This window comes from Pseudorhodoferax sp. LjRoot39, from assembly GCF_964253035.1.
Lineage (GTDB): Bacteria > Pseudomonadota > Gammaproteobacteria > Burkholderiales > Burkholderiaceae_C > Pseudorhodoferax.
On record NZ_CAXUQL020000001.1, the window covers coordinates 1,586,744 to 1,608,437 of the forward strand.

Here is a 21,694-nt window from a genome sequence, read left to right on the forward strand (position 1 = left end):
GGTTGGACATGCTCAGGGGGGCGTGGGCACATCGCGCGGCGCGGGGCCGTCGTAGGTCCACAGGTAGTTGCGCGGGATCGGCCCCTTGTTCCTGCCGCCCTGGCCCGTCTGCTCCCAGGCGTGGGACAGGATGCCGACGGAGCGCGAGAGGCAGAACAGGCCGCGCGCGAGCGGGGCAGGGAAGCCCAGCTCGGCATAGATGACTGCCGTGGCACCGTCGATGTTCATGGGGATGCGGCGGCCGCCCTTGCGCGCGGCCAGTTCCTCTTCCACCGCCCGGCCGATCGCGGCGAAGCGGCCGCCGACCACGCCGCTGCGGGCGGCTTCGTCCACCAGCGCCAGCAGCCGGGGCGCGCGCGGGTCCAGCGGGTGGAAGCGGTGCCCGTAGCCGGAGACGAACTTGCCGCGTTCCTCGATCGCCTTGTCCAGGCCGGCGCGCGTGCTGTCGGCCAGCGAGGCGCCGGCGTCCTGGCGGCGCGCGATGTCCTCGAACATCTGCACAGCCTGCTCGCCGGCGCCGCCATGCACATCGCCCAGCACGTTCACGGCCGACGCCATGGCGTTGTTCAGCCCCACGCCGCAGGTCGTGGCCATGCGCGCGATGGCGATGCTGGGGGCCTGCGGACCGTGGTCCACGCCCGCCACCAGGGCCGCTTCCAGCAGGCGCGCCTGGCCTGCGTCGGGCAGCTCGCCGCGGGTCATCAGCCAGACCATCTGTGGGAAGCTGACCTGGCCGATCAGCTCCTCGATGGCGTAGCCGCGAAAGCGGATGGCGCCGGGGCGCATGTCGATGATGGAGGTGCGCCACCAGTCGGGAACGCGGGGATCGTCGGTGCTCATACAACCTTCTCCTTGATGTGTTCTTCGATCTCGCCCGGCGTGTAGCCGAGCTCGGCCAGGATGGCGGCGGTGTGCTCGCCCAGGCGCGGCGGCGGGCGGTCGACGCGCGGCGCCTCGCCATTGAGCTTGAAGCCGGTGCGCACCACGCGGATGTCGCGCCCCACGCCGGGCACGTCCTCGAAGGTGCCCACCATGCCGCGCTGCGCGATCTGCGGGTGCTCCAGCGCCTGCGGCACCGAGTAGACCGGCCCGGCCGGCACGCCGACCGCGTTGAACAGCTCCCACCAGGCGTTGGCCGACCTGGCGGACAGCGCGTCCTCGACCAGCGCCTTGAGGGCCGCGCGGTGCTGCAGCCGGCCCTGGCGTTCGGCGAAGCGCGGGTCCGTCTTCCATTCGGGATGCGCCAGCACCTCGCACACGGCCTCCCACTGCTCCTGCTTGTTGGCCGCGATGTTCAGCAGGCCATCGCCGGTGCGGAAGGTGCCGGAGGGGCTGGCCGTCACGTTGTCGTTGCCCAGCGGTTGGGGTGCGCGGCCGGCGATCAGGTGGTTCGACACGGCCCAGCCCATGGTGGCCATGGCGGCCTCCAGCATCGACACGTCGACGAACACGCCGCCGCTGCGGTGGCGGTCCGCCAGCGCGCTGGCCACGGCGAACGCCGCCGTGATGCCGCCGATGGTGTCGGCCACCGGATAGCCCACGCGGTAGGGTGCGTTCTCCGGCGCGCCGGTGATGCTCATGACGCCGGACATCCCCTGGATGATCTGGTCGTAGGCCGGCAGGTCGCGCAGCGGCCCGTCCTGCCCGAAGCCCGAAATAGCGCAGTAGATGAGCCGGGGGTTTTCCTTCAACAAGTCTTCGTAGCCCACGCCCAGGCGCTGCATCACACCAGGCCGGTAGTTCTCGACCAGCACATCGGCCGTGCGCACGAGGCGGCGCAGCGCCTCCTTGCCCTTCGGGTGCTTGAGGTCCAGCGTGATGGACCGCTTGCCGGGGTTCTGGGCCAGGAACGACACGCCCATCATGGCCTGGTTCAGCTCGGGATCGGCGCCGAGCTGGCGGGCCAGGTCGCCGGTGTTGCGCGCTTCGACCTTGATGACGTCGGCGCCCATGTGCGCCAGTTGGTGGCACGCGAAGGGTCCCGCCAGCACGTTGGTCAGGTCCAGCACGCGGATGCCGTGCAGGGGTTGGATGGCCATGGTGGTTCCTTACTCGGGCTTGATGTCGGCAGACTTCACCACCGCTGCCCAGCGCTTCATCTCGGAAGCGGCCTGCTGCGATGCCTGTGCGGGCGTGTTGACGACCGGCGTCAGGCCCTGTTCGGCCAGGCGCCGCTTGCCATCGTCGGAATTCAGCGCCGAAGCGAACGCCTGGTTCAGCTTGTCGATGACGGGCTGCGGCGTGCCGGCGGGTGCTGCGAAGCCGACCCAGAAATCCATCACGAAGCCCGGCAGCTTGGCCTCCTTGGCGGACGGCACATCGGGCAGCAACGGCGAACGCGCCTCGCTCGTGACCACCAGCGCGCGCAGCCTGCCCGACCTGATGTGCGGCAGCGCCGTCGGCAACGACGTGACCAGCGCCTGCACCTGGCCGGCCATCAGGTCGGTCAGCACCGCGCCGGCGCCCTTGTACGGGATGTGCACCAGGTCGATGCCGGCAGCGCTCTTGAACAACTCGCCGCCCAGGTGCGTGTTCGTCCCATTGCCGCCCGAGCCGTAGTTCATGGTGCCGGGCTTGGCCTTGGCCAAAGCGATGAAGTCCTGCACCGTCTTCACCGGCAAGCCCGGGTTGACCACCAGGACGTGCGGCGCGGAGGCGGCCGTGATGATGTGCGAGAAGTCCTTCTGCGCATCGAATGGCATCTTGGGCAGAAGACCCGGCGCGATGGTGAAGGACATCTCGGTCGTCAGCACGGTGTAGCCGTCTGGCGCGGCCCGCGCCACGGTCCCCCAGCCGATCAGCCCGCCGCCGCCCACCTTGTTGTCCACGACGAAGGCTTGGCCCAGGCCGTTGGCGACCTGGTTGGCGGCCAGCCGCGCCACGATGTCGGTCGTGCCGCCCACGGCGTAGGGGACGACGATGGTGATCGGCCGCACCGGGAAGGTCTGTGCCGATGCGGTGGAGCCCGCGGCAATGGTCAGGGCTGCAGCGACGGGCAGGAAGCGGGACATGTTCATGGGAAGGTCTCCGGTGAAGTGGGCGGTCAGTCGAGCTTGATGTTTCCAGTGCGCACGACGGCGCCCCAGCGCTGTTGCTCGGTCTTCAGCAGTGCCACGGCCTCCTGCGATGTGCCGCCCAGCGGTGCGCTGCCCTCGGCGAGCAGCGTGGCGATGGTGTCGGTGCGTGCCAGGGCTTTGGCCACTTTGGCTTGCAGGCGCGCAACGATGGCGGGCGGCGTGCCGGCCGGGGCGACGAGCATCTTCCAGTCGCTGGTATCGAAGCCGGCATGGCCGCTCTCGGCCACCGTCGGCACATCGGGCAGCGCCGGCATGCGCTTGGCGGAGCTGACCGCCAGCGCACGCAGCTTGCCGGCCTTGATGAACGGGATGACCGTCTGCGGCGTGGCGAAGTAGTAGTCGACCTGGCCGCCCAGCAGATCGTTGGCGGCCGGGCCTGCGCCCTTGTACGGGATGTGCCGCGTGCTGATGCCGGCCTGCTGCGTGAAGACCTCGCCGGTCAGGTGGCCCACGGTGCCGTTGCCGGCCGAGGCCATGGTCAGCGCATCGGGCTTGGCCTTCGCGGCGTCGACCAGGTCCTTCAGCGTCTTGTGAGGCGACTCGGCCTTGACCACCAGCACCACGGCCTGGCCCGCCACCGTGGCCACGGGGGTGAAGGCCTTGGCCGCGTCGTAAGGCATCTTCGCGTACAGCGACGGGTTGATCGCCAGGTTGGCCGTCTGGCCCATGCCCAGCGTGTAGCCGTCCGGCGCGGCCTTGGCCACGGCATCCATGCCGATGTTGCCGCCGGCGCCGGCCTTGTTCTCCACGATCAGCGTCCAGCCCGTCCCGATGCGGATCTTGTCCAGCACCATGCGCGTGACGATGTCGGTGCCACCGCCCGGCGGGAAGGGCACGATCACCTTGATCGGCTGGCTGGGATAAGCGGCGGGCTGCGCGTGTGCGGCGGCGGCAAGGGCCAGCGCGAGCGCGCCGGACAGACGGGGCAAAAGCCTCATGGTGTCTCCAGGGGGGAGTGGAAGGAGGGAAGCGGTCAGGCCAGCCGGTACACGCGGCTCGCCGTGCCATGGAACAGGGCGTGGCGCTCTGTGGGGGAGAAGTCGGCCGTGAGTTTCTTGAACGCGTTCCAGCCGTTCACGAAGCTGTACGAGCCCTTGTCGACCGGGAAATTGCTTTCGAACATGCAGCGCTCGGGGCCGAAGGCATCGATGCAGCCGAGCAGCCAGGGCCGCCAGGTGGCGGCCAGCTGGTCCGAGCTCGGCGGCAGCGGGCCGCTGTCGAAGCCGAAGCCGTTGATGCGCATGCCCAGGCCGCCCAGCTTCACATGGACGTTGGGGAACCGGGCCAGCGCCCGCATGGATGCCCGCCAGTGGGCGAAGACTTCGTCGCGGCGGGCCGCATGGGCGCCTATGCGCACGACGCCGCCGCAGTGGTCCACGATGATGGGCAGCGCGGGAAAGGCGGCCGCCACCTCCATCAGCTCGGGCAGCTGCGGCCAGAACAGCCAGGCGTCGTAGGACAGGCCCAGCGCCTGCAGCTGCGCCAGGCCGGCCCGGTAGGCGGCGTCGCGCAGCAGGCCCCGCGGCGCGGCGGTGAGCGGGTTGGCAAGCGAGCCATCCGCATCCCAGGTGGTCAGGTGGCGCACGCCGCGAAAGCGGCCGCGGCCCGCCTGCGCATGGGCGTCCAGCACCGCGGCGACGCCGGCTCCCAGGCGAAGGTCGGCGTAGCCCACGATGCCCTTGGCGATCTCGGGCGTGCGCGCGCCCGCCGTGGACGCCACGACGAACGCCGTCTCGCCGACCGGCCGCAAGGCCTCGGCGCCATCGGTCCGGTAGCGGGTGAGCGCCTGCATGTAGACCGAGGCCTGGACGGCGTGCCCGCTGCGGGCGTCGGCCGCGTAGTCGGCGTGCAGGTAGGTCCAGCCGGGCCGGTCGTAGAAGTGGTGGTGCGCGTCCACGATGGGCAGGGCCGGCTCGATGGCCTGTTCCTGGCCGCGCTGCAGCCATTCGTCGCGCACCGGGAGGTAGTTGGAACTCACCCCTGAATCTCCCGGCAGCTGGGGACCGTTGTCTGCTTCATGGATTGGTTGCGTTTTGTTCTGTCAAACAGAACTAAGTTCTGTGTAAAAGAACTATAAAGGGGCAAAGCGTGCCTGTGACATACGGGAAAACCCTTGAATTTGGCGCTTCGTGCCGCGTGTTCTACTAGGCAGAACTGGCGCTGAACCCATGACGACCGACCCCTCCATCCCACCGGCCGAAACCGACCCCGCCGAACCATCGAGTGGCGTGGCGGTGCTGGACCGCGCATTCGCCCTGCTGGGCGCTTTCCAGCCGACCGACGACCGGTTGAGCCTGACCGAGCTGTCCCGCCGCACGGGGCTGTACAAGAGCACGGTGCTCCGGCTCCTGGCGGCGCTGGAGCACGGGGGCTTCATGCGCAGACTCGACGATGGGCAATACGCCATCGGCCCGCAGCCGATGCGCCTGGCCGCGATCTACCAGCGCTCCTTCCGCGTGGATTCCGTCATCGAGCCCTTGCTCGCCGAGCTCAGCGCCAGCCTCGGCGAGACGGCTTCGTTCTACGTGCGGGCGGGAAGCCGGCGCCTGGTGGTCAGCCGCGTCGAGCCGGCCCGTGCGGTGCGCGTGTCCATCCGCGTGGGGGAGGACTTCGACGTCACCAAGGGCGCCTCGGGCAAGGTGCTGTGCGCGTTCACCGACGACGACGCCGCGGGCGAGCCGGTGCGCGCACGGCTGTGGGCCACCTCCTACGGGGAGCGCGACGCCGAGACGGCCTCCGCGTCGGTGCCCGTGTTCGGCGCGCTCGGCGAGCTCAAGGGGGCGCTCACGGTGTCCGGCCCGCTGTCCCGCCTCGGCGAGCCCGCGGCCATGCAGGCCGCCGTCGTGCAGCTGCTCGAGATGGCGCGCCGGGCCACGGCCGGGTTCGGCGGCAATCCGGCGCGGTACGCCGCGGCGGTGCAGGCTGCGCCAGGGCCGGCCGGCGCGCGCCTCTGAGGTGCCGCCCGGCGCAACCTCGCACGGGCCGGTGGATCAGCCCGCCAGCAACAGGGGCCCGGCGCTCGCCGTCGCCGCATACAGCCGCTCGACCTCGGCATGGCGCCGCTGCAGCACGGCGCGCTGGTTGAGGTAGCCCTTGTCCGTGATCTCGCCGGCTTCCAGCGCAGGCGGGGCGTCCTGCACCAGCGCGCGGCGCGGGCTGCGCGCCGAGCCAGCGCCGGCTGCGGCCTGTTCCTGCATCAGGCGGCACAGCGCGGCCTGCAGTGCCTGCGGCTGCTGCTGGCCGGCCGCCGAGGGGAAGACCAGCAGCCCGATCTCGGCGCGGTCGTGGCCCGCGACCACGATGTCCTGCACCAGCGGCGTGAGCCGCGACACCAGCTCCACGCGCAGCGTGCCGACCGAGACCCAGGTGCCGCTGGACAGCTTGAAGTCCTCGGCCACGCGGCCGTCGAACACGATCCCGCGCGCGGGCTGCGCGGCGTCGAGCAACTGCCCCGCATCGCCGATGCGGTAGTAGCCCCGTTCGTCGAAGGCGGCGGCGGTTTCCTGCGGGCCGCGCAGGTAGCCCGGGAACACCGAGATGCCCTGGATGCGCATCTCCAGCTTGTCGCCACTCGGAACGAAGCGCACCGCCATGCCGGGCAGCGGGTTGCCGATGCAGCCCGCGCCATCCAGCTGCCAGTGCGCCGTGGTGATGGCCGGCGCGGTCTCGGTGCAGCCCCAGGAGGTGGTCAGCCACAGCGGCCGGCCCGGCCGCACGCGCGCGGCCACGGCCTGCAGGCGCTGCCAGGTGGAGGGCGCCAGCGCCGCCGCCGCGTAGAAGGCCAGACGCAGGCGCGAGAGGATGTCGGCCGCCAGTGTCTCGTCGGCCTCCATGAGCGGCAGCAGCATGTCGAAGCCGCGCGGCACGTTGAACCACAGCGTGGGCCGCACCGCGCGCAGGTTGCGCGCGGTCTTCTCCACGAGGCCGGGCGCGGGCCGGCCTTCGTCGATGTACAGCGTGCCGCCATGCGCCAGCACCATGTTGAGGTTGTGGTTGCCACCGAAGGTGTGGCTCCAGGGCAGCCAGTCCACCAGCACGGGCGGCTCGTGCGCCAGGAAGCGCCAGGTCTGCGCCATCTGCTGCTGGTTGGCGCACAGCATGCGGTGCGTGTTGATGACCGCCTTGGGCCGGCCCGTGGAGCCCGAGGTCAGCAGGTACTTGGCATGGTCCTCGGGCGCGATGGCGTCGAAGGCCTGCTGCACGGCCGGCGTCTCGCGCGTGGCCAGCAGCTCGGCGAAGGCCAGTGCACCCGGCCACGCCTGCGCATGGGCGCTGAACACGCAGGGCACGGTCAGGTCGCAGGCCGCCATGGCGGGCCCGTAGGCCTGTGCGTCGGCCGCGTAGACCAGGGCCGGCTGCAGCAGCGCGAGCATCTCGCGCAGCCGCGTGAAGTCCGTGGCCTGGCGTGAATAGGCGCTGGACAGCGAGCAGGCCGGCCGGCCCACGTGCATGGCGGCCAGCATCAGCACGGCATGGTCGAGCGCGTTGTCCGAGAGGATGACGACGGGCCGCCCCGGCGGCAGGCGCAGGTCCAACAGCGCCTGGCCGACCGCGCCCACGGCCTGGCGCAGCGCGCCATAGTCCAGCCGGCGCCAGTCCTGGCCGTCGGCCGTGCGCTCGGCCAGCGCTGTGGCCTGCGGCGTGGCGCGTGCCCAGTGTTCCAGCCATCCGCCGACACAGCGCGCGTGGGGTTGCAGCTCCACGGGCGAACGCAGCACGAAGGAGCCGTCGCCGAGTTCGGTGCGCAGCGCGGCGGGCGGTGCGATCTGCGCCGGATCGTTCAGGAAGTCGATGGGCGCCATCTTCAGTCCAGCTGCGGTTGATCGGCCTTGGCCGCCATCAGGCCCAGCAGCAGCTGGTCACGGGCGCGCTGCAGTTCGGCCGCGCTGCGGCCGGCCAGGGCTTCGTCCACGCCGGCCACCACCTTGGCCTTGAGCCCGGCGTGCAGGCTGGGCGCGCCCAGGTCCTGCCACCAGCTTTCGATGGGGCCACCCAGGTGCGCCAGCAGATGTGCCATGCCGCCTTCGCCGCCCGACAGGTGCAGGTTCAGGAACGGCCCCAGCAGCGCCCAGCGCAGGCCGGGGCCGTGGGCGATCGCGGTGTCGATGTCGGCCACGCTGGCCACGCCCTGGTCGACCAGGTGGAAGGCCTCGCGCCACAGTGCGGCCTGCAGCCGGTTGGCGATGTGGCCCTGGATCTCGCGCCGCACCTGGATCGGCTTCTTGCCGATGCTGCGGTAGAAGTCCATCGCGCGCGCGATGGCCTCTGGTGCGGTCTTCTCGCCGCCGCCGACCTCGACCAGCGGGATCAGGTGCGGCGGGTTGAACGGGTGGCCCAGCACCACGCGCTCCGGGTGTGCGCAGGCCGACTGCATGGCGCTGACGGCCAGGCCCGAGGAACTGGAGGCCAGCAGCGCCGTCGGCGGCGCGGCGGCGTCCATGCGCGTGTAGAGCGCGGTCTTGAGGTCCACACGCTCGGGCCCGTTCTCCTGCACGAAGTCGGCTGGGGCCACGGCGTCTTCGAGCCGCGCATGAAAGCGCAGCCGCTCGGGCGTGGCGCCCTCGGCCAGGCCCATGGCTTCCAAGGCCGGCCAGTGGCGCGCCACGGCCGCGCGCAGCCGCTGTTCGGCGCCTTCGGCCGGGTCGGTGGCAGCCACATCCAGCCCGCGCGCGAGGAAGCAGGCGGCCCAGCTCGCGCCGATCACGCCGGTGCCGACGACGGCGACGGTTCCGATCGGGCTCACAGGCTCTTCCAGCGCGCGCAGCGCGACTCGGCCTTGGTGGTCCAGGCGGCTTCGCCCGCGATGGTCTCCACGACCTTGTAGTAGTCCCAGGGTTCCTGCGACTCGGCCGGCGTCTTGACCTGCACCAGCCGCATGTCGTGCACCATGAGGCCGTCCTCGCGCAGCCAGCCGTTCTGCATGAACATGTCGTTCACGCGGGTCTTGCGCAACTGGGCCATGACCTTGTCGCCGTCGTCGGTGCCCGCGGCCTGCACGGCCTTCAAGTACTGCAGCGCGGCCGAGTAGTCGCCCGCATGGAACGAGGTCGGCATGCGCTTGTGCTTGTCAAAGAAGCGGCGCGCCCAGGCACGCGCCTCGGGCGACTGGTTCCAGTACCAGCTGTCGGTCAGGAACATGCCCTGCGCGGTCTTCAGGCCCAGCGCGTGCACGTCGTTGATCGTGATGATCATGCCGGCCAGCAACATGTTCTTGCCGATGCCGAACTCGGCCGCCGACTTGATCGCGTTGACCGTGTCGCTGCCGGCGTTGGCCAGCGCCAGCACCTGGGCCTTGGAGGCCTGGGCCTGCAGCATGAAGGAGGAGAAGTCGCTTGCGCCCAGCGGGTGCTTGACCGCGCCGGCCACCGTGCCGCCGTTGGCTTCCAGCGTCTTGCTCGCGTCGGCCTGCAGCGCGGTGCCGAAGGCGTAGTCGGCCGTCACGAAGTACCAGCTCTTGCCACCCGACTTGGCGACCGCATTGGCCGTGCCGCGCGCCATGGCCACGGTGTCGTAGGCGTAGTGCACGGTGTAGGGCGAGCAGTGCTCGTTGGTCAGGCCCGAGGCGCCCGCGCCGACGACGAAGTAGGGCCGCTTCTTCTCGGCCGCCACGCCGGCCATCGCGATGGCCGCGCCCGAGCCCACGCCGCCGATCAGCATGTCCAGCCTGTTGACGTCGAACCATTCGCGCGCCTTGGCGGCCGCGATGTCGGCCTTGTTCTGGTGGTCCACGGTCAAGAGTTCGATCTTCCTGCCGTTGACCGTGCCGCCCATGTCGGCGATGGCCATGCGGATGGCCTCGGCGCCGGCCGGGCCGTCGTAGTCGCGGTACAGGCCCGACATGTCGCTGACGAAGCCGATGCGGACGACATCGTCCGAGATCTGCGCCTGCGCACCGGCCGAGCAGGCCAGGGCAGCGCACAGCGCCGCCATCGTGCGTCGATGGGTCATGGGGAGTCTCCTATCGGTTGTTGGGGGCGAATTCCGGGCGGGGTGCACCTGGCCTCGGCAGGCCCATGATCTGGCGCGCCTCTGCGGGCGTGGCCGGTTCCATGTCGAGCTCGCGGATGATGCGCACGATGCGCTCGGTCAGCTGCACGTTGGTCGCCAGCTCGCCCTGGCGGAAGTACAGGTTGTCCTCCAGCCCCACGCGCGCATGGCCGCCCAGCAGCAGCGCCGCCACGTTGGCCTCCAGCTGCGAAGGGCCGATGCCGCTTACGCAGAAGATGCTGTTGGCGGGCAGCGTGTCCACCATCTGCTGCAGGAAGCGCGGCGAGTAGGGCATCGCGTTCTGGAAGTTGCGGTGCACGTTCATGACCAGGTTGATGAAGTGCGGCCCGTCGTCGAGGCCTTCGCCGATCAGCGTCGTCACGTCCTGCAGGATGTGGGTGGGGCTGAACACCTCCCACTCGGGCTTGATGCCGCGCGCCTTCATGCCGGCCGCCAGCTCCCGGCCCTTGGACAGCGGCGTGTCCATCAGGATGTCCTTGCCCTCGAACGAGAGGTTCAGCGTGGTGGCGTCCAGCGTGCACATCTCGGCGCCCGCGTCCATGCCCTGGATGCGCTCTTCCCAGGCGATCTCCCAGCGGTCGCCGGCCAGCGGGCGCACCATGTCGCCGTGCACGCCGCCGCCCGTGGAGTTGTTGAGCACGATGTCGCAGCCGGCCGCGCGGATGCGCTGGTTCATGTCGCGGTAGATGGCCGGGTTGCAGGTGGCGCCGTCGTCGTGCCGGCGCGCGTGCAGCGCGACCACGCTGGCGCCCGCGTTCCAGCAGCGCACGACGTCGTCGGCGATCTCGGCGGGCTGGGTGGGCAGGTGCGGGTTCTGCGACTTGTGGGCCATGCCCCCCGTGGGGGCGATGGTCACGATGACCTTGCGTCTGGACATGCTGTCTCCGTGCGTGGGGATGCGGCATGTTCGGCCGCAGGCCGCGCGCATTCAGTCATCGCGACGACATTCGGCCTCAGGGTTTTCGCGGTGCGTGGCCGCGGCTGCTATGGTGGCGGCCCCCACCATGCGCCGCGCCACACCGCCCGAAGACTCTTCGTCGCTGGACCACCTGCTGGCCAGCTCGGCCTGGTTCCCTGCGCTCGACGCGGCCGCACGCGCGCGCGTGCGCGCCGACATGCAGCAGGTGGACGTGGCGGCCGGCGCCGCGCTGTGCCGCATGGGCGACGAACCGCAGCACTGGTACGGTGCCATCGACGGCCTGCTCAAGTGGGCCGTGACGGCCGAGGATGGCCGCTCGGTCACGCTGGGCGGCCTGTCGCGCGGCAGTTGGTTCGGCGAGGGCACGCTGCTGCGCGCCGTGCCGCGCACGGCCGACATCGTCGCGCTGCGCCCCAGCCGCGTGGCGCTGATGCCGGTGGAGACCTTCCAGTGGCTGCACGCCACCGAGCGCGCCTTCGACCACTTCCTGCTGCGCCAGATCAACGAGCGCATGCACTGGTTCCTGGGCAACTTCGCGGCCCACCACCTGCTGGACACCGACAGCCAGGTGGCGCGCGCGCTGGTCGGCCTGTTCCATCCCTGGCTGCACCCGGGCAGCGACCCGCACCTGGCCGTTTCGCAGGAGGAGATCGCCAACCTGTCGGGCCTGTCGCGCCAGCGCTGCAATGCGGCGCTGCGCCGGCTGGCCGAGGCCGGGCTGATCGCGGTGGGTTACGGCGGCATCACGGTGCTGGACCTGGCGGGACTGCGGCGGCGCGTGCCGGGCTGACCGGCCCCGTTGCCCCCGGCGCTCAGCTGCCGTCGCGCGGTGCCAGTTCGGCCTGCAGGTGCCGCACCAGGGCCTGCACCTTGGGCACGTTGGCGCGGTTCTCGGGCAGCAGGGCCTTGAGCCAGAACGCGTCCAGCGGGAAGTCCGCCAGCAGGGGGACCAGCGCGCCGCTGTCGAGAGCGGGTCGGGCCAGGTAGTCGCCCAGGATGGCGATGCCGTTGCCGGCCAGCGCGGCCGACAGCAGCAGCTGCGCCTCGTTGGTGTTCAGCCGCGGCTGCACCTTGACGCTGATGCGGCCCGCCGCGCTGTCGAAGCTCCAGGTGCTGCCGGTCGGCAGGAAGTTCAGGATGGCGTGGTCCTTGAGCTCGCTCGGGTGGCGCGGTGTGCCGCGCGCGTGCAGGTAACGCGGTGCCGCGCAGGCCGTGCGCGGCATGCGGCACAGCGGCTCCTCGACCACCCCGGCATAGGCGTCGGGCATCATGGTCAGCGCCAGGTCGAAGCCCTCTTCGGCCGGGTTCACGGCGCGGTCCAGCGCCACGACCTCCAGGTGCAGCAAGGGGTACAGGCGTTGGAAGCGCTCGAGCAGCGGGCCGACCAGGCAGACCGTGACCGAGGTCGGCGCCTTGATGCGCAGCTGGCCCTGCAGCTGGTCGCCGACCGGGTGGGCGAACAGCTCCTGGGCATCGGTCACCACGCGCTGCACCGCCGGCAGGTAGCCGCGGCCCACCGGCGTCAGGCGCACGCGCCGCGTCGTGCGTTCGAACAGCGCGCCCTGGATCTGCGCCTCCAGCTGGCCGATGCGCTTGGTCACGACCGAGGGCGCGATGCCCAGCTCGCGCGCTGCGGCCGAGAAGCTCTCGGTGCGCGCGACCACGAGGAAGGTCCGCAGGTTCGAGAGCGTGTCCACGCCGGGTCAGAAGCTGTGAATGAACCGATCGCGGCCACGACGGGGTGCGCCGGGCCACAGGCGTAGGCGCAGGCCGCTGCCCGGGCTCGTGCCCGGGCAAGGCCTGCAACGCCCGCATGTGGCCTGGCGCGCCCCGGCCCGAAGGGCGAGGCCCTGGGCACGGCGATGGTGCTGGAAACCACTGGTCATCGGGCCTCGCGTGGTCGTGAGGGGTTCGTTCACAGCTTCTTCAGTCGACCGAGATGTTCTGCGCCCGGATGATCGCGCCCAGCAGCGCGGCCTCTTCCTTCACGCGCTGGTGCAGGCCCTCGCTGGAGGTGCCCACGGCCTGCCAGCCCTGGTTCAGCAGCCGCGTGCGCGTCTCGGGCTCGCGCAGGATGCGCGGCACCTCGGCCGCGAGCCGCGCCTGCGCGGCCTGGGACAGCCCGGCCGGGCCGACCAGCGCGGTCCAGACCTCGAGGTTGAAGTCCTTCACCCCGGCATCGGCCAGCGGTGCGACGGAGGGCACCAGCGCGCTGCGCCCGCTCGTGACGCCGATGGCCTTGAGCTTGCCGGCCTGCACCTGCGGCATGGCCACGCCCGGCGGCACCAGCGCCATCTGCACCTGCTCGCCGATGATGGCGGTGACGACCGCCGGGTTGCCGGAGTAGGGCACGTGCACGGGCGCGATGCCCGACTTGCTCTTGAGCAGCTCCATGCCCAGGTGGGCGACCGAGCCGGCGCCGACGGAGCCGTAGTTGGCCTTGGTGCCGGCTTGGCGCATGGCGGCGAAGAAGGCCGCGCCGTCGGGCAGCTGCGGCGCGGCCACCAGCACCAGCGGCGCGGTGGCCAGCAGCGAGATCTCGGCGAAGTCCTTCTGCGGGTCGTAGCTGAGCTTGGGGTTGAGCAGTTTGGCCGAGGTCAGGTTGCCGTTGATGACGACGCCCAGCGTGTGGTCGTCCGTGGCCTTGGCGACCTGGTCGGCCGCGATGTTGCCGGAGGCGCCGGGCTTGTTCTCGACGATGACGGGCTGGCCCAGCACGCGGCTCAGCGGATCGGCCAGCGCGCGCGCCGCCATGTCGGGCGTGGAGCCGCCCGGAAAGCCCACCAGCAGCCGCACCGGCCGCGTCGGCCAGCTGGGGTCCGCGGCCTGCGCCGTGCCCAGCGTAGCGCCCAGCGCGCAGGCCGTCATGCAGGCCAGAGCCGTGCGTCTTGTCGTTGTATTCAAAGTCTCTCTCCTCAAGCGTTGGTCAATCGTCGCGGCCGAGCCAGGCGCCGTCCTGCGCCAGTTGGGCCTGCAGTGCCGGCACGTCGATGGCGCGCAGGTCCTGCACCTGCTGCAGCGCCTGTGCGGCCGCGGTGCCGGCCGCCTGCCCCATCACGAAGCAGGCCCCGGACACGCGCGCGGCCGACTGGCCCAGATGCGTCATCGAGGCGCAGCGGCCGGCGACCAGCACATTGTCCAATGTGCGCGGCAGCAGCATGCGGTAAGGCAGGTGGTTGTAGCCGCGTGCGCGCGGGATGTCCTGCCACTGGAAGGCGATGTTTCCGGCCACGTGCTCCTCGAGCATCCAGCCGTTGACGCCGACGGTGTCCGCGAAGCTCGCGCAGTCCAGCACGTCACGTTCGGTCAGCTGGTAGTCGCCGAGCACGCGGCGCGTCTCGCGCACGCCGACCTGCGGCGCGATCTCCAGCAGGTAGGCGTTCTCGAAGCCCGGCGCATAGGCGCGCAGGAAACGGAAGAAGTTGAGGATCTGGCGCCGGCCCTCGATCTCGGCGGCGCTGAGTTCCAGCGCATTGGTGCCGTCCACCGGGCCGCCCTCGGCGTTGGCCAGCTGGGTCACGTTGGCGCGCCATTCGGCCGGGTTCTTCTGCGGCCGGATGATGGGCGTCTTGCGGGCGAAGGTGTAGCCGTCTCGCTCGGCCTGTTCCATGAGGCCGTCGAAGCGGTTCCAGATGTCGCCCGCACGCTGGGGGTCCACGCCGTTCACGCGGAACATGGTGGACGGGTACATCATGTCCTCGCCCTGGCCATCGGCGTCGCGGCCCTTCTCGAACGGGGCGCCGGCCCAGGTCGCCAGGTCGCCATCGCCCGAGCAGTCGATGAAGACCCGGCCCAGCACGGCCTGGCGGCCCGACTTGGTCTCCAGCAGCAGGGCCGCCACGCGGCCCGGTCCCGCCATCTGCACGCCCACGGCCTGGGCATGGAACAGCACCTGCGCGCCGCTGCCCACCACCACGTCGTCGGCGGCGAGCTTGAAGGCCGCGTTGTCGTAGGCCTGCGCGGCGATCTTGCCGCCGAACAGCAGATGGGGCTCACGCAGGCCGCCCAGCGTGTCCATGCGTTGCAACAGATCGTCGGCGATGCCGTGCACGACCTGGCGCACCTCGCCGTGCACGTTGGCGTGCAGGCCGCAGAAGTTGGTCACGCCGGCCGCCGTGCCCATGCCGCCCAGGAAGCCGTAGCCCTCCACGAGCAGCGTGCTGCGGCCCTGGCGCGCGCTGGCCGCGGCCGCGGCAATGCCGGCCGGCCCGCCGCCGAGCACCACCACGTCATAGGCACCGAAAACGGGGGTCTGGCGGCTCGGTTCGGTGATCGGTTCGAATGTGGTTGGCTGCATCGCAGGGCGCTCCATGGAAAGTGGGGCGCATCTTAGTGATGCAGAAAATCAAAAACAATCGGCCGCGGCGCGACTAGAAAATTCGCGATTCGCGAATAGTAGGAGGCTGTGGTCATTTCTATCATTTAAAATCTAACGCCTGTCGTTATAATTTCAATGATGATCAGCCGATTGACCGATGCGCTGGTGCGCGACCGCCTTGGCGACATGCCGGCCGTGGTGCTGCTGGGCCCGCGCCAGGTGGGCAAGACCACGCTGGCGCGAGAGATCGCCGCGCAATGGCCGACCGGCGCCGTGTACCTGGACCTGGAGCGGCCGGCGGACCGCCTGCGCCTGGAGGATGCGGACGCCTATCTGCGGGCACAGCAGGGGCGCCTGGTGGTCATGGACGAGATCCACCGCGTACCGGGCATCTTCGAGGTCTTGCGCGGCATCATCGACGAGCGCCGCCAGGAAGGTCTGCGCAGCGGGCAGTTCCTGCTGCTGGGCTCCGCCGCGCTGGACCTGATGCGCCAGTCCAGCGAGACGCTTGCGGGCCGAGTCGCCTATGTGGACATGGCGCCGGTCGACACCGAGGAGGCGGCGCAGGCTGGCATCGCCGACGCCCAGCTGTGGCTGCGTGGCGGCTTTCCCGACAGCCTGCTGGCCATCGACGACCGGCGCAGCCTGGACTGGCGGCGCGACTTCATCCGCAGCTACCTGGAGCGCGACGTGCCCATGTTCGCGCCGCGCATGCCGGCCGAGGCCATCGGACGCTTGTGGACCATGCTGGCGCACCAGCAGGGTGGCGTGTTGAACCAGGCCCGCATCGCCAGCGCGCTGGGCGTGTCCAACCCCACCATCGACCGCTACATCGACCTGCTCGTGGACCTGCGCCTGGTGCTGCGGCTGCGGCCCTGGTCCGGCAATGTCGGCAAGCGGCTGGTCAAGTCGCCCAAGGTCTACGTGCGCGACAGCGGCGTGCTGCACGCGCTGCTCGAGCTGCAGACCCTGAACGACCTGCTGGGCCACCCCGTCAGCGGCTTGAGCTACGAGGGCCATTGCATCGCGAGCCTGGTCCAGGCGGCCGGCACGCGGCGCGTGCCGTACTTCTACCGCACGCATGCCGGCGCGGAGATCGACCTGGTACTGGAGCAGGGCGGCCGGCCGGCCATCGCGATCGAGATCAAACGCTCGACGGCGCCCAGTCTGGACAAGGGCTTCGGCGTGGCCTGCGACGACCTGGGCATCACCGAGCGCTACGTGGTCTACCCCGGCACCGAACGCTTCCCGCTGCGCCAGGGCGCCACCGCGCTGGGCTTGCACGAGCTGGCGCAGCTGTTGCGCGCCTGAGCGGCGCGCGCTCCTGGCCTGTCAGGGCGCCGACACCGCGCAGCGGTAGCTGCCCGCGCTCAGCGTGTCGCCCGCCACGTACTGCGGGTAGTTCGGGTAGCGGCACAGCGGCCGTGTGGCCAGCGTGGCGTAGGGCGCCGTGGTCGCCTTGCGCACCTGCACCAGCGCATCGGCTGGCGCCTGGCCTGCGCTGGCCCACTGGTCCAGCGTGTTCAGCATGTCGTGGTTGGTCGCCACCTCCACGCCGGTCGTCAGGCTGGCGGCCGTGCCGCTGTGGTTGGAGGCGGGCGAGACGTACAGGCGCATGGCGCGGTCCACCTCGGTCTGGCCCAGCTTGGCCACCACGCTTTGGTAGTACTGGATGCCGGCCTGCGCGCTCTGCGCCATGTCGCCCGCGTTCTCGCGCACGATGAGCTTGCCGCCGCGCTGGAAGAAGGCCGACAGATCGGGGTTGGTCGAGTCCATCAATGCGGAGACGGCCTGGATGCGGCCCGCGAAGTCGGCCGCGCTGTAGTTGCGCACGTCGAAGTTCGCATCGCGCGCGATCACGTAGCGCGCATAGCTGCTGCCGTAGTTCACGCCGCGCGCGTCGCTGGCCAGCGGCGTGGGCACGGACGGCACCTGGCCCGTGCTGACCCAGCGCGCGATGCCTTCTCCGCCCAGCTGGACCTCGCCGCCGAACAACCGTCCCGGGTAGGTCGTGAGGCCGTTGGCCAGCGCGAACGGCAGCTGGACCGGGCCGTAGGCGGCCTTCAAGGTGGCCAGCTGAGGATCGGACAGGCAACTGTCGCCGGTGTCGGCGCCGGCCGCGCAGCGCAGGCTGTCCAGGCTGAAGCGGGCGGGACAGGCCAGGTAGTTATTGACCACGCCGTCGGCCAGGCCGTCGAGCGCGTCGCAGGCGGTGTTGACGGCGTCGGCCACCAGGCGAACCTTGGCCGTGCTCAGCGTGCCGCCCGCGAACTGCGGCTGCGTGAACGCGAGGAAGCCGTTGAACAGCCCGGTCCAGTGGATCACGGGCACCGCCGAGACGATGCCGTCGAAGTCGGCCGGGTAGCGCTGCGCTATCGTGAGGCCCTCGCGCCCACCCTCCGAGCCGCCGTAGAAGTACTGCCTGGCCGGCGCGCGCAGGTAGTAGCTGCGCAGCAGCACATGGGCCACGTCCTTGACCTTCTTGTAGGACGCGTGGGCGAAGTTCTCGAACATCTCGTCGTTGAGCGCGAACTTGCCGGGATCGGTGGCGTTGTAAGCCGTGGCGTCGTGGCCCGAGTCGGTGCTGAAGGTGGCGTAGCCCGTGGCCAGCGGCAGCGGCTGGCCCGGCGCGGCATCGCGCAGCGCGGCCGTGGCATTGATCAGCGAGCCGTTGAAGCCGCCGCCGCCCACCATCAGCGCCTTCTCGTTCCAGCTGGTCGGCAGGTTGATCTGGAAGCGGATGGCGTCGGCGCCGGCCGTGCGCGCCGCGATGCTGCCCAACAGCTGGCAGAACTCTGGCAGGTCGCCAGCAGCCGCGACCAGCGTGGCCTGCGCCACGGTGGCCGTGCCGCTGGGCAGGCCGATGGCGTTGGCCTCCACGGTCTTGCCGGCCAGGGTGGGGCAGGCCTGCTGCAGGGCAGCGCGGTCGGGCACGGGCGGCTGGTCGTCGCCGCCGCAGGCGCCCAGCAGCGCGACGGTGGCCAGCGCAGCGCCGGCCAGGGGTGGAATCGAACGGTTCATGGTGTCTCCCTTGTTGTGAAATGAATGCCTACACGCCGAGCCGCTCGCCCAGCGCCTGCGGATCGCCCAGCAGCGCGCTGGAGGCGCCCTGCAGCACGATCTGTCCCTTCTCCATGACCAGCGCGCGGTCCGTGTGCGCGAGCACCTTGCGCCAGTCGCGGTCGACGATCAGTGTGGCGATGCCGGTCGTGCGGATGCCGGCGATCACGCGCCAGATCTCGGCCACGATCAGCGGCGCCAGGCCCTCGGTGGCCTCGTCGAGGATCAACAGGCGCGGGTTGGTCATCAGCGCGCGGCCGATGGACAGCATCTGCTGCTCGCCGCCCGAGAGCTGGTTGCCGCCGTTGTTCAAGCGTTCCGCCAGGCGCGGGAATGTCTCCAGCACGCGCTCGTAGGTCCATGCGCGCTTGCCATCGATGCCGGCACGCGCCGCCATGACCAGGTTCTCGCGCACCGACAGGTTGGGAAAGATGCCGCGGCCCTCGGGCACGTAGCCGATGCCCAGCCGCGCCATCCTCTCGGGCGGCAGTCCGGCCACGTCGCGGCCATCGCACTGCACGCGACCCTGGGCCGGGCGCACATAGCCCATCAGCGTGCGGATCAGCGTGGTCTTGCCCATGCCGTTGCGGCCCAGCAGGCCGACCGCCGTGGCGGCCGGGATCTCGGCCGAGACGCCGTGCAGGATGTGGCTGTCGCCGTAGTAGGTGTGCAACCCGTCGATCTGGATCATGCGTGTTCCTCCTCGCCCAGGTAGGCGCTGCGCACCTGCGGGTCGTTGCGGATCGCGCCGGGGTCGCCGCTCGCGATCACGGCGCCGTTGACCATCACGGTGATGCGCTCGGCGATGCGGAACACGGCATCCATGTCGTGCTCGACGAGCAGGATGGCGTGAAGAGGCTTCAGGCGCTCGAGCAGGCCCAGCATGCGTTCGGTCTCCTCGGCGCCCATGCCGGCCAGCGGCTCGTCGAGCAGCAGCACGCGCGGTCGGGTGGCCAGGCACATGGCGACCTCCAACTGGCGCTTGGCACCGTGGCTCAGCGCCCCCGCGGTGCGCGTGGCCAGGGCCGTGAGACCGGTGGCTTCGAGTGCCGCATCGGCCGCGCCACCGCTCGTGGCGCAGGCGCGCGCGGACTGCCAGATCGCCCAGGGCCGCGGCGTGGCGGCCTGCGCGGCCAGGCGGCAGTTCTCGTGTACGGAAAACTCCGGGAAGATGGTCGTGCGCTGGTAGCTGCGGCCCACGCCGGCCAGCGCGCGGCGCGCCTGCGGCTGGGCCGTGATGTCGGCACCGTCCAGCAGGATGCGCCCTTCGGACGCAGCGATCTCGCCCGACAGCATGTTGATCAGCGTGGACTTGCCCGCACCGTTGGTGCCGATCACCGCATGGACCTCGCCCACGCGCAGCGCCAGCGAGACCTTGTTGACGGCGACCAGCCCGCCGAAGCGGCGCGTGAGCCCCTCGACCTGCATCAGCGCGTTCATGGTTTGGCCCTCCGCTGTGCGAGGCCGATCAGTCCCTTGGGCAACAGCGCGACGAAGCCGATGATGGCCAGGCCCAGCGTCAGCTGCCAGTGGTCGGCCAGCGGACCGATCAGCGCGTGCGTGCCCAGCAACTCCTTGAGCAGCGTGAACGCCACGGCGCCCAGCACCGCGCCGCGCAGGTGGCCGATGCCGCCCAGGATCACCATGAGCAGCACCTCGCCCGAGATGTGCCAGGACAGCATCTCGGGGTTGACCACGCCGTCGCGCGCCGCCACGAGGAAGCCCGCCAGACCCGCCAGCGCGCCGGCCAGCACGAAGGCCGCGAGCTTGTAGCCGTAGGTCGGGAAGCCGGCCGCGCGCATGCGCTGCTCGTTCACGCGGATGCCGGCCAGCGCCGCGCCGAAGCGCGAGCGGCGCACCACCGCGAGCAGCCCGTAGGTGAACACCAGCGCGGCCAGCACCACGTAGAACAGCACGGTGCGGTTCTCCATGTCCAGCGCGCCCGCGGCTGGGCGCACGTAGAGGTAGATGCCGTCGCTGCCGCCGCCGACCGGCGTGTCGTGGAACACGAAGTAGGCCATCTGCGCGAAGGCCAGCGTGACCATGATGAAGTACACCCCGCGCGTGCGCAGCGAGAGCGCGCCGACCGCCAGCGCGTACAGCGCCGCGCCGCCCATGGACAGGCCCAGCAGCCAGAACAGGTTGCCGCCGCCGTCGCCCGAGCCCAGCACGGTGATGTAGGCGCCGATGCCGTAGTAGGCCGCATGGCCCAGGCTGACCAGGCCGGTCATGCCGACCAGCAGCTGCAGGCTCAGCGCGAAGATGGACAGCACCATGACCTTGACCAGCAGGTCGGCCAGGTAGCCGCCCAGCAGCGGGCCGGCGATGCCCAGCGCGACGGCCACGGCAATCGGCAGCCACAGGCCTTCGGCACTGCGCGGGGGAGAGACGGGAGTGGTGGGCATGGCGAGTGTGGTCGTGTTCATGCGCGCCGCCCCATCAGCCCTTCGGGCCGCCAGACCAGCACGATGGCCATCAGCACGTAGATGCCGATGCCCGCGAGTTCGGCGAAGAAGACCTTGCCGAAGGTGTCGACGACGCCGACCAGCAGCGAGGCCACGAGCGCGCCCGTGATCGAGCCGATGCCGCCGATCACCACCACCACGAAGCAGATGATCAGCACGCTGGCGCCCATGTTGGGATAGACCGAGGCCATGGGCGCGGCGATCATGCCGGCCAGCGCCGCCAGCGCCACGCCGGCCGCGAACACCGTGCGGTACAGCCGCCGGATGTCGATGCCCAGGCCGCGCACCATGTCGCGGTCGCTCGCGCCGGCACGCACCATCATGCCCAGCCGCGTGCGGTTGACCACGGCGTACAGCGCAAGCGCCAGCACGATGCAGGCGCCCGAGGCGAACAGCCGGTACCAGGGGTACTGCATGATCCCGCCCAGGCTGAAGCTGCCGGCCAGCCAGTCGGGCACGGGCACGCCATGCACGTCGTTGCCCACCAGCATGGCGCGCAGTTCCTCGAACACGAGGATCAGGCCGTAGGTCATCAGCACCTGCTGCAGGTGCTCGCGCTGGTACAGGTAGCTGAAGAACACCCACTCCAGCAGGTAGCCGAAGACGGCCGCCAGCACCATGCCGGCCAGCAGCATCCAGAGGAAGTTGTTGCCGAACAGCGGCGACAGCGCGAAGGCCATGTAGGCGCCCAGCATGTAGAAGCTGCCGTGCGCCAGGTTGATCACGCCCATGATCCCGAAGATCAGCGTGAGCCCCGAGGCCAGCAGGAACAGCAGCAGCCCGTATTGCACGGCGTTCAGGCACTGCACGAGAAAGGTGGCAAGGTCCACGGCGGTCACCCCCGGCG

General features: G+C 70.7%; 20 protein-coding genes. 3 read left to right on the forward strand and 17 right to left on the reverse strand.

Annotation, left to right across the window (positions count from 1 at the left end; all coding sequences use genetic code 11):
• Positions 1–12: 12 nt before the first annotated feature.
• From ACSQ4M_RS07575 to ACSQ4M_RS07595, 5 genes are read right to left on the reverse strand one after another with little or no spacing between them, the layout of a single operon-like run.
• Positions 13–840 (reverse strand): citryl-CoA lyase, encoded by an 828-nt coding sequence (locus ACSQ4M_RS07575; protein WP_436188971.1) that lies wholly within the window; start codon positions 838–840, stop codon positions 13–15.
• Complete coding sequence (locus ACSQ4M_RS07580; RefSeq protein ID WP_436188972.1) at positions 837–2,039, reverse strand: CaiB/BaiF CoA transferase family protein; 1,203 nt, start codon at positions 2,037–2,039, stop codon at positions 837–839. The genes ACSQ4M_RS07575 and ACSQ4M_RS07580 overlap by 4 nt, the downstream gene beginning before the upstream one ends.
• A gap of 9 nt (positions 2,040–2,048) precedes the next feature.
• Positions 2,049–3,017 carry a Bug family tripartite tricarboxylate transporter substrate binding protein gene (locus ACSQ4M_RS07585; RefSeq protein ID WP_436188973.1) on the reverse strand — a complete coding sequence of 323 codons (969 nt, stop codon included), beginning with the start codon at positions 3,015–3,017 and terminating at the stop codon, positions 2,049–2,051.
• 26 nt (positions 3,018–3,043) lie between these two features.
• A complete protein-coding gene (locus ACSQ4M_RS07590; protein WP_436188974.1) occupies positions 3,044–4,015 on the reverse strand; it encodes a Bug family tripartite tricarboxylate transporter substrate binding protein in 972 nt (323 codons plus the stop codon).
• 35 nt (positions 4,016–4,050) lie between these two features.
• Positions 4,051–5,100 carry an amidohydrolase family protein gene (locus ACSQ4M_RS07595; protein ID WP_436193978.1) on the reverse strand — a complete coding sequence of 350 codons (1,050 nt, stop codon included), beginning with the start codon at positions 5,098–5,100 and terminating at the stop codon, positions 4,051–4,053.
• A 145-nt stretch (positions 5,101–5,245) separates the two neighbouring features.
• On the opposite strand from ACSQ4M_RS07595, the gene ACSQ4M_RS07600 reads away from it, so the two are divergent.
• Positions 5,246–6,031 carry an IclR family transcriptional regulator gene (locus ACSQ4M_RS07600; RefSeq protein WP_436188975.1) on the forward strand — a complete coding sequence of 262 codons (786 nt, stop codon included), beginning with the start codon at positions 5,246–5,248 and terminating at the stop codon, positions 6,029–6,031.
• Positions 6,032–6,067: 36 nt separating this feature from the next.
• Here ACSQ4M_RS07600 and ACSQ4M_RS07605 read toward each other — a convergent pair whose 3' ends face one another.
• Genes ACSQ4M_RS07605 through ACSQ4M_RS07620 form a run of 4 tightly spaced genes read right to left on the reverse strand, consistent with a single transcriptional unit; the run spans position 6,068 to position 10,962 of the window.
• Positions 6,068–7,879, reverse strand: coding sequence for a feruloyl-CoA synthase (locus ACSQ4M_RS07605; protein WP_436188976.1), 1,812 nt, complete (start codon positions 7,877–7,879; stop codon positions 6,068–6,070).
• Positions 7,880–7,881: 2 nt separating this feature from the next.
• Positions 7,882–8,820: a 3-hydroxyacyl-CoA dehydrogenase NAD-binding domain-containing protein gene (locus ACSQ4M_RS07610; protein WP_436188977.1), complete on the reverse strand. Its 939-nt coding sequence runs from the start codon at positions 8,818–8,820 to the stop codon at positions 7,882–7,884.
• Positions 8,817–10,025, reverse strand: a complete 1,209-nt coding sequence (locus ACSQ4M_RS07615; protein WP_436188978.1) for an ABC transporter substrate-binding protein — start codon at positions 10,023–10,025, stop codon at positions 8,817–8,819. Before ACSQ4M_RS07615 ends, ACSQ4M_RS07610 begins: the two co-directional genes overlap by 4 nt.
• A 10-nt stretch (positions 10,026–10,035) precedes the next feature.
• On the reverse strand, positions 10,036–10,962 hold the full coding sequence (locus ACSQ4M_RS07620; RefSeq protein ID WP_436188979.1) for a 3-keto-5-aminohexanoate cleavage protein: 927 nt from the start codon (positions 10,960–10,962) through the stop codon (positions 10,036–10,038).
• 127 nt (positions 10,963–11,089) lie between these two features.
• Here ACSQ4M_RS07620 and ACSQ4M_RS07625 point away from each other — a divergent pair, with 127 nt between their 5' ends.
• A complete protein-coding gene (locus ACSQ4M_RS07625; RefSeq protein WP_436188980.1) occupies positions 11,090–11,794 on the forward strand; it encodes a Crp/Fnr family transcriptional regulator in 705 nt (234 codons plus the stop codon).
• 22 nt (positions 11,795–11,816) lie between these two features.
• Here ACSQ4M_RS07625 and ACSQ4M_RS07630 read toward each other — a convergent pair whose 3' ends face one another.
• The 3 genes from ACSQ4M_RS07630 to ACSQ4M_RS07640 all read right to left on the reverse strand — a co-directional run bounded on the left by ACSQ4M_RS07630 (position 11,817) and on the right by ACSQ4M_RS07640 (position 15,301).
• Positions 11,817–12,701: a LysR substrate-binding domain-containing protein gene (locus ACSQ4M_RS07630; RefSeq protein ID WP_436188981.1), complete on the reverse strand. Its 885-nt coding sequence runs from the start codon at positions 12,699–12,701 to the stop codon at positions 11,817–11,819.
• A gap of 229 nt (positions 12,702–12,930) precedes the next feature.
• The gene (locus tag ACSQ4M_RS07635) at positions 12,931–13,908 is read right to left on the reverse strand and encodes a Bug family tripartite tricarboxylate transporter substrate binding protein (protein ID WP_436188982.1); all 978 of its coding nucleotides are present in this window, start codon (positions 13,906–13,908) and stop codon (positions 12,931–12,933) included.
• Positions 13,909–13,930: 22 nt separating this feature from the next.
• Positions 13,931–15,301: an FAD-dependent oxidoreductase gene (locus ACSQ4M_RS07640; protein WP_436188983.1), complete on the reverse strand. Its 1,371-nt coding sequence runs from the start codon at positions 15,299–15,301 to the stop codon at positions 13,931–13,933.
• A 159-nt stretch (positions 15,302–15,460) separates the two neighbouring features.
• Between ACSQ4M_RS07640 and ACSQ4M_RS07645 the strand changes: the two genes are divergently transcribed.
• Positions 15,461–16,633, forward strand: a complete 1,173-nt coding sequence (locus ACSQ4M_RS07645) for an ATP-binding protein (RefSeq protein ID WP_436188984.1) — start codon at positions 15,461–15,463, stop codon at positions 16,631–16,633.
• 21 nt (positions 16,634–16,654) lie between these two features.
• Here ACSQ4M_RS07645 and ACSQ4M_RS07650 read toward each other — a convergent pair whose 3' ends face one another.
• The 5 genes from ACSQ4M_RS07650 to ACSQ4M_RS07670 are packed head-to-tail and all read right to left on the reverse strand — an operon-like array spanning position 16,655 to position 21,677.
• Complete coding sequence (locus tag ACSQ4M_RS07650; RefSeq protein WP_436188985.1) at positions 16,655–18,343, reverse strand: tannase/feruloyl esterase family alpha/beta hydrolase; 1,689 nt, start codon at positions 18,341–18,343, stop codon at positions 16,655–16,657.
• 28 nt (positions 18,344–18,371) lie between these two features.
• Complete coding sequence (locus ACSQ4M_RS07655; RefSeq protein ID WP_436188986.1) at positions 18,372–19,073, reverse strand: ABC transporter ATP-binding protein; 702 nt, start codon at positions 19,071–19,073, stop codon at positions 18,372–18,374.
• Positions 19,070–19,822 carry an ABC transporter ATP-binding protein gene (locus tag ACSQ4M_RS07660; protein ID WP_436188987.1) on the reverse strand — a complete coding sequence of 251 codons (753 nt, stop codon included), beginning with the start codon at positions 19,820–19,822 and terminating at the stop codon, positions 19,070–19,072. The genes ACSQ4M_RS07655 and ACSQ4M_RS07660 overlap by 4 nt, the downstream gene beginning before the upstream one ends.
• Positions 19,819–20,787, reverse strand: coding sequence for a branched-chain amino acid ABC transporter permease (locus tag ACSQ4M_RS07665; protein ID WP_436188988.1), 969 nt, complete (start codon positions 20,785–20,787; stop codon positions 19,819–19,821). The genes ACSQ4M_RS07660 and ACSQ4M_RS07665 overlap by 4 nt, the downstream gene beginning before the upstream one ends.
• Positions 20,788–20,804: 17 nt before the next feature.
• Positions 20,805–21,677 carry a branched-chain amino acid ABC transporter permease gene (locus ACSQ4M_RS07670; protein ID WP_436188989.1) on the reverse strand — a complete coding sequence of 291 codons (873 nt, stop codon included), beginning with the start codon at positions 21,675–21,677 and terminating at the stop codon, positions 20,805–20,807.
• Positions 21,678–21,694: the final 17 nt, after the last annotated feature.

Coding starts and splice junctions, on each gene's coding strand:
- ACSQ4M_RS07650 (WP_436188985.1), bottom strand. CDS start 18,343: ATGAACCGTTCGATTCCACCCCTGGCCGGCGCTGCGCTGGCCACCGTC.
- ACSQ4M_RS07625 (WP_436188980.1), top strand. CDS start 11,090: ATGCGCCGCGCCACACCGCCCGAAGACTCTTCGTCGCTGGACCACCTG.
- ACSQ4M_RS07575 (WP_436188971.1), bottom strand. CDS start 840: ATGAGCACCGACGATCCCCGCGTTCCCGACTGGTGGCGCACCTCCATC.
- ACSQ4M_RS07590 (WP_436188974.1), bottom strand. CDS start 4,015: ATGAGGCTTTTGCCCCGTCTGTCCGGCGCGCTCGCGCTGGCCCTTGCC.
- ACSQ4M_RS07615 (WP_436188978.1), bottom strand. CDS start 10,025: ATGACCCATCGACGCACGATGGCGGCGCTGTGCGCTGCCCTGGCCTGC.
- ACSQ4M_RS07645 (WP_436188984.1), top strand. CDS start 15,461: ATGATCAGCCGATTGACCGATGCGCTGGTGCGCGACCGCCTTGGCGAC.
- ACSQ4M_RS07585 (WP_436188973.1), bottom strand. CDS start 3,017: ATGAACATGTCCCGCTTCCTGCCCGTCGCTGCAGCCCTGACCATTGCC.
- ACSQ4M_RS07605 (WP_436188976.1), bottom strand. CDS start 7,879: ATGGCGCCCATCGACTTCCTGAACGATCCGGCGCAGATCGCACCGCCC.
- ACSQ4M_RS07600 (WP_436188975.1), top strand. CDS start 5,246: ATGACGACCGACCCCTCCATCCCACCGGCCGAAACCGACCCCGCCGAA.
- ACSQ4M_RS07655 (WP_436188986.1), bottom strand. CDS start 19,073: ATGATCCAGATCGACGGGTTGCACACCTACTACGGCGACAGCCACATC.
- ACSQ4M_RS07660 (WP_436188987.1), bottom strand. CDS start 19,822: ATGAACGCGCTGATGCAGGTCGAGGGGCTCACGCGCCGCTTCGGCGGG.
- ACSQ4M_RS07665 (WP_436188988.1), bottom strand. CDS start 20,787: ATGCCCACCACTCCCGTCTCTCCCCCGCGCAGTGCCGAAGGCCTGTGG.
- ACSQ4M_RS07620 (WP_436188979.1), bottom strand. CDS start 10,962: ATGTCCAGACGCAAGGTCATCGTGACCATCGCCCCCACGGGGGGCATG.
- ACSQ4M_RS07580 (WP_436188972.1), bottom strand. CDS start 2,039: ATGGCCATCCAACCCCTGCACGGCATCCGCGTGCTGGACCTGACCAAC.
- ACSQ4M_RS07640 (WP_436188983.1), bottom strand. CDS start 15,301: ATGCAGCCAACCACATTCGAACCGATCACCGAACCGAGCCGCCAGACC.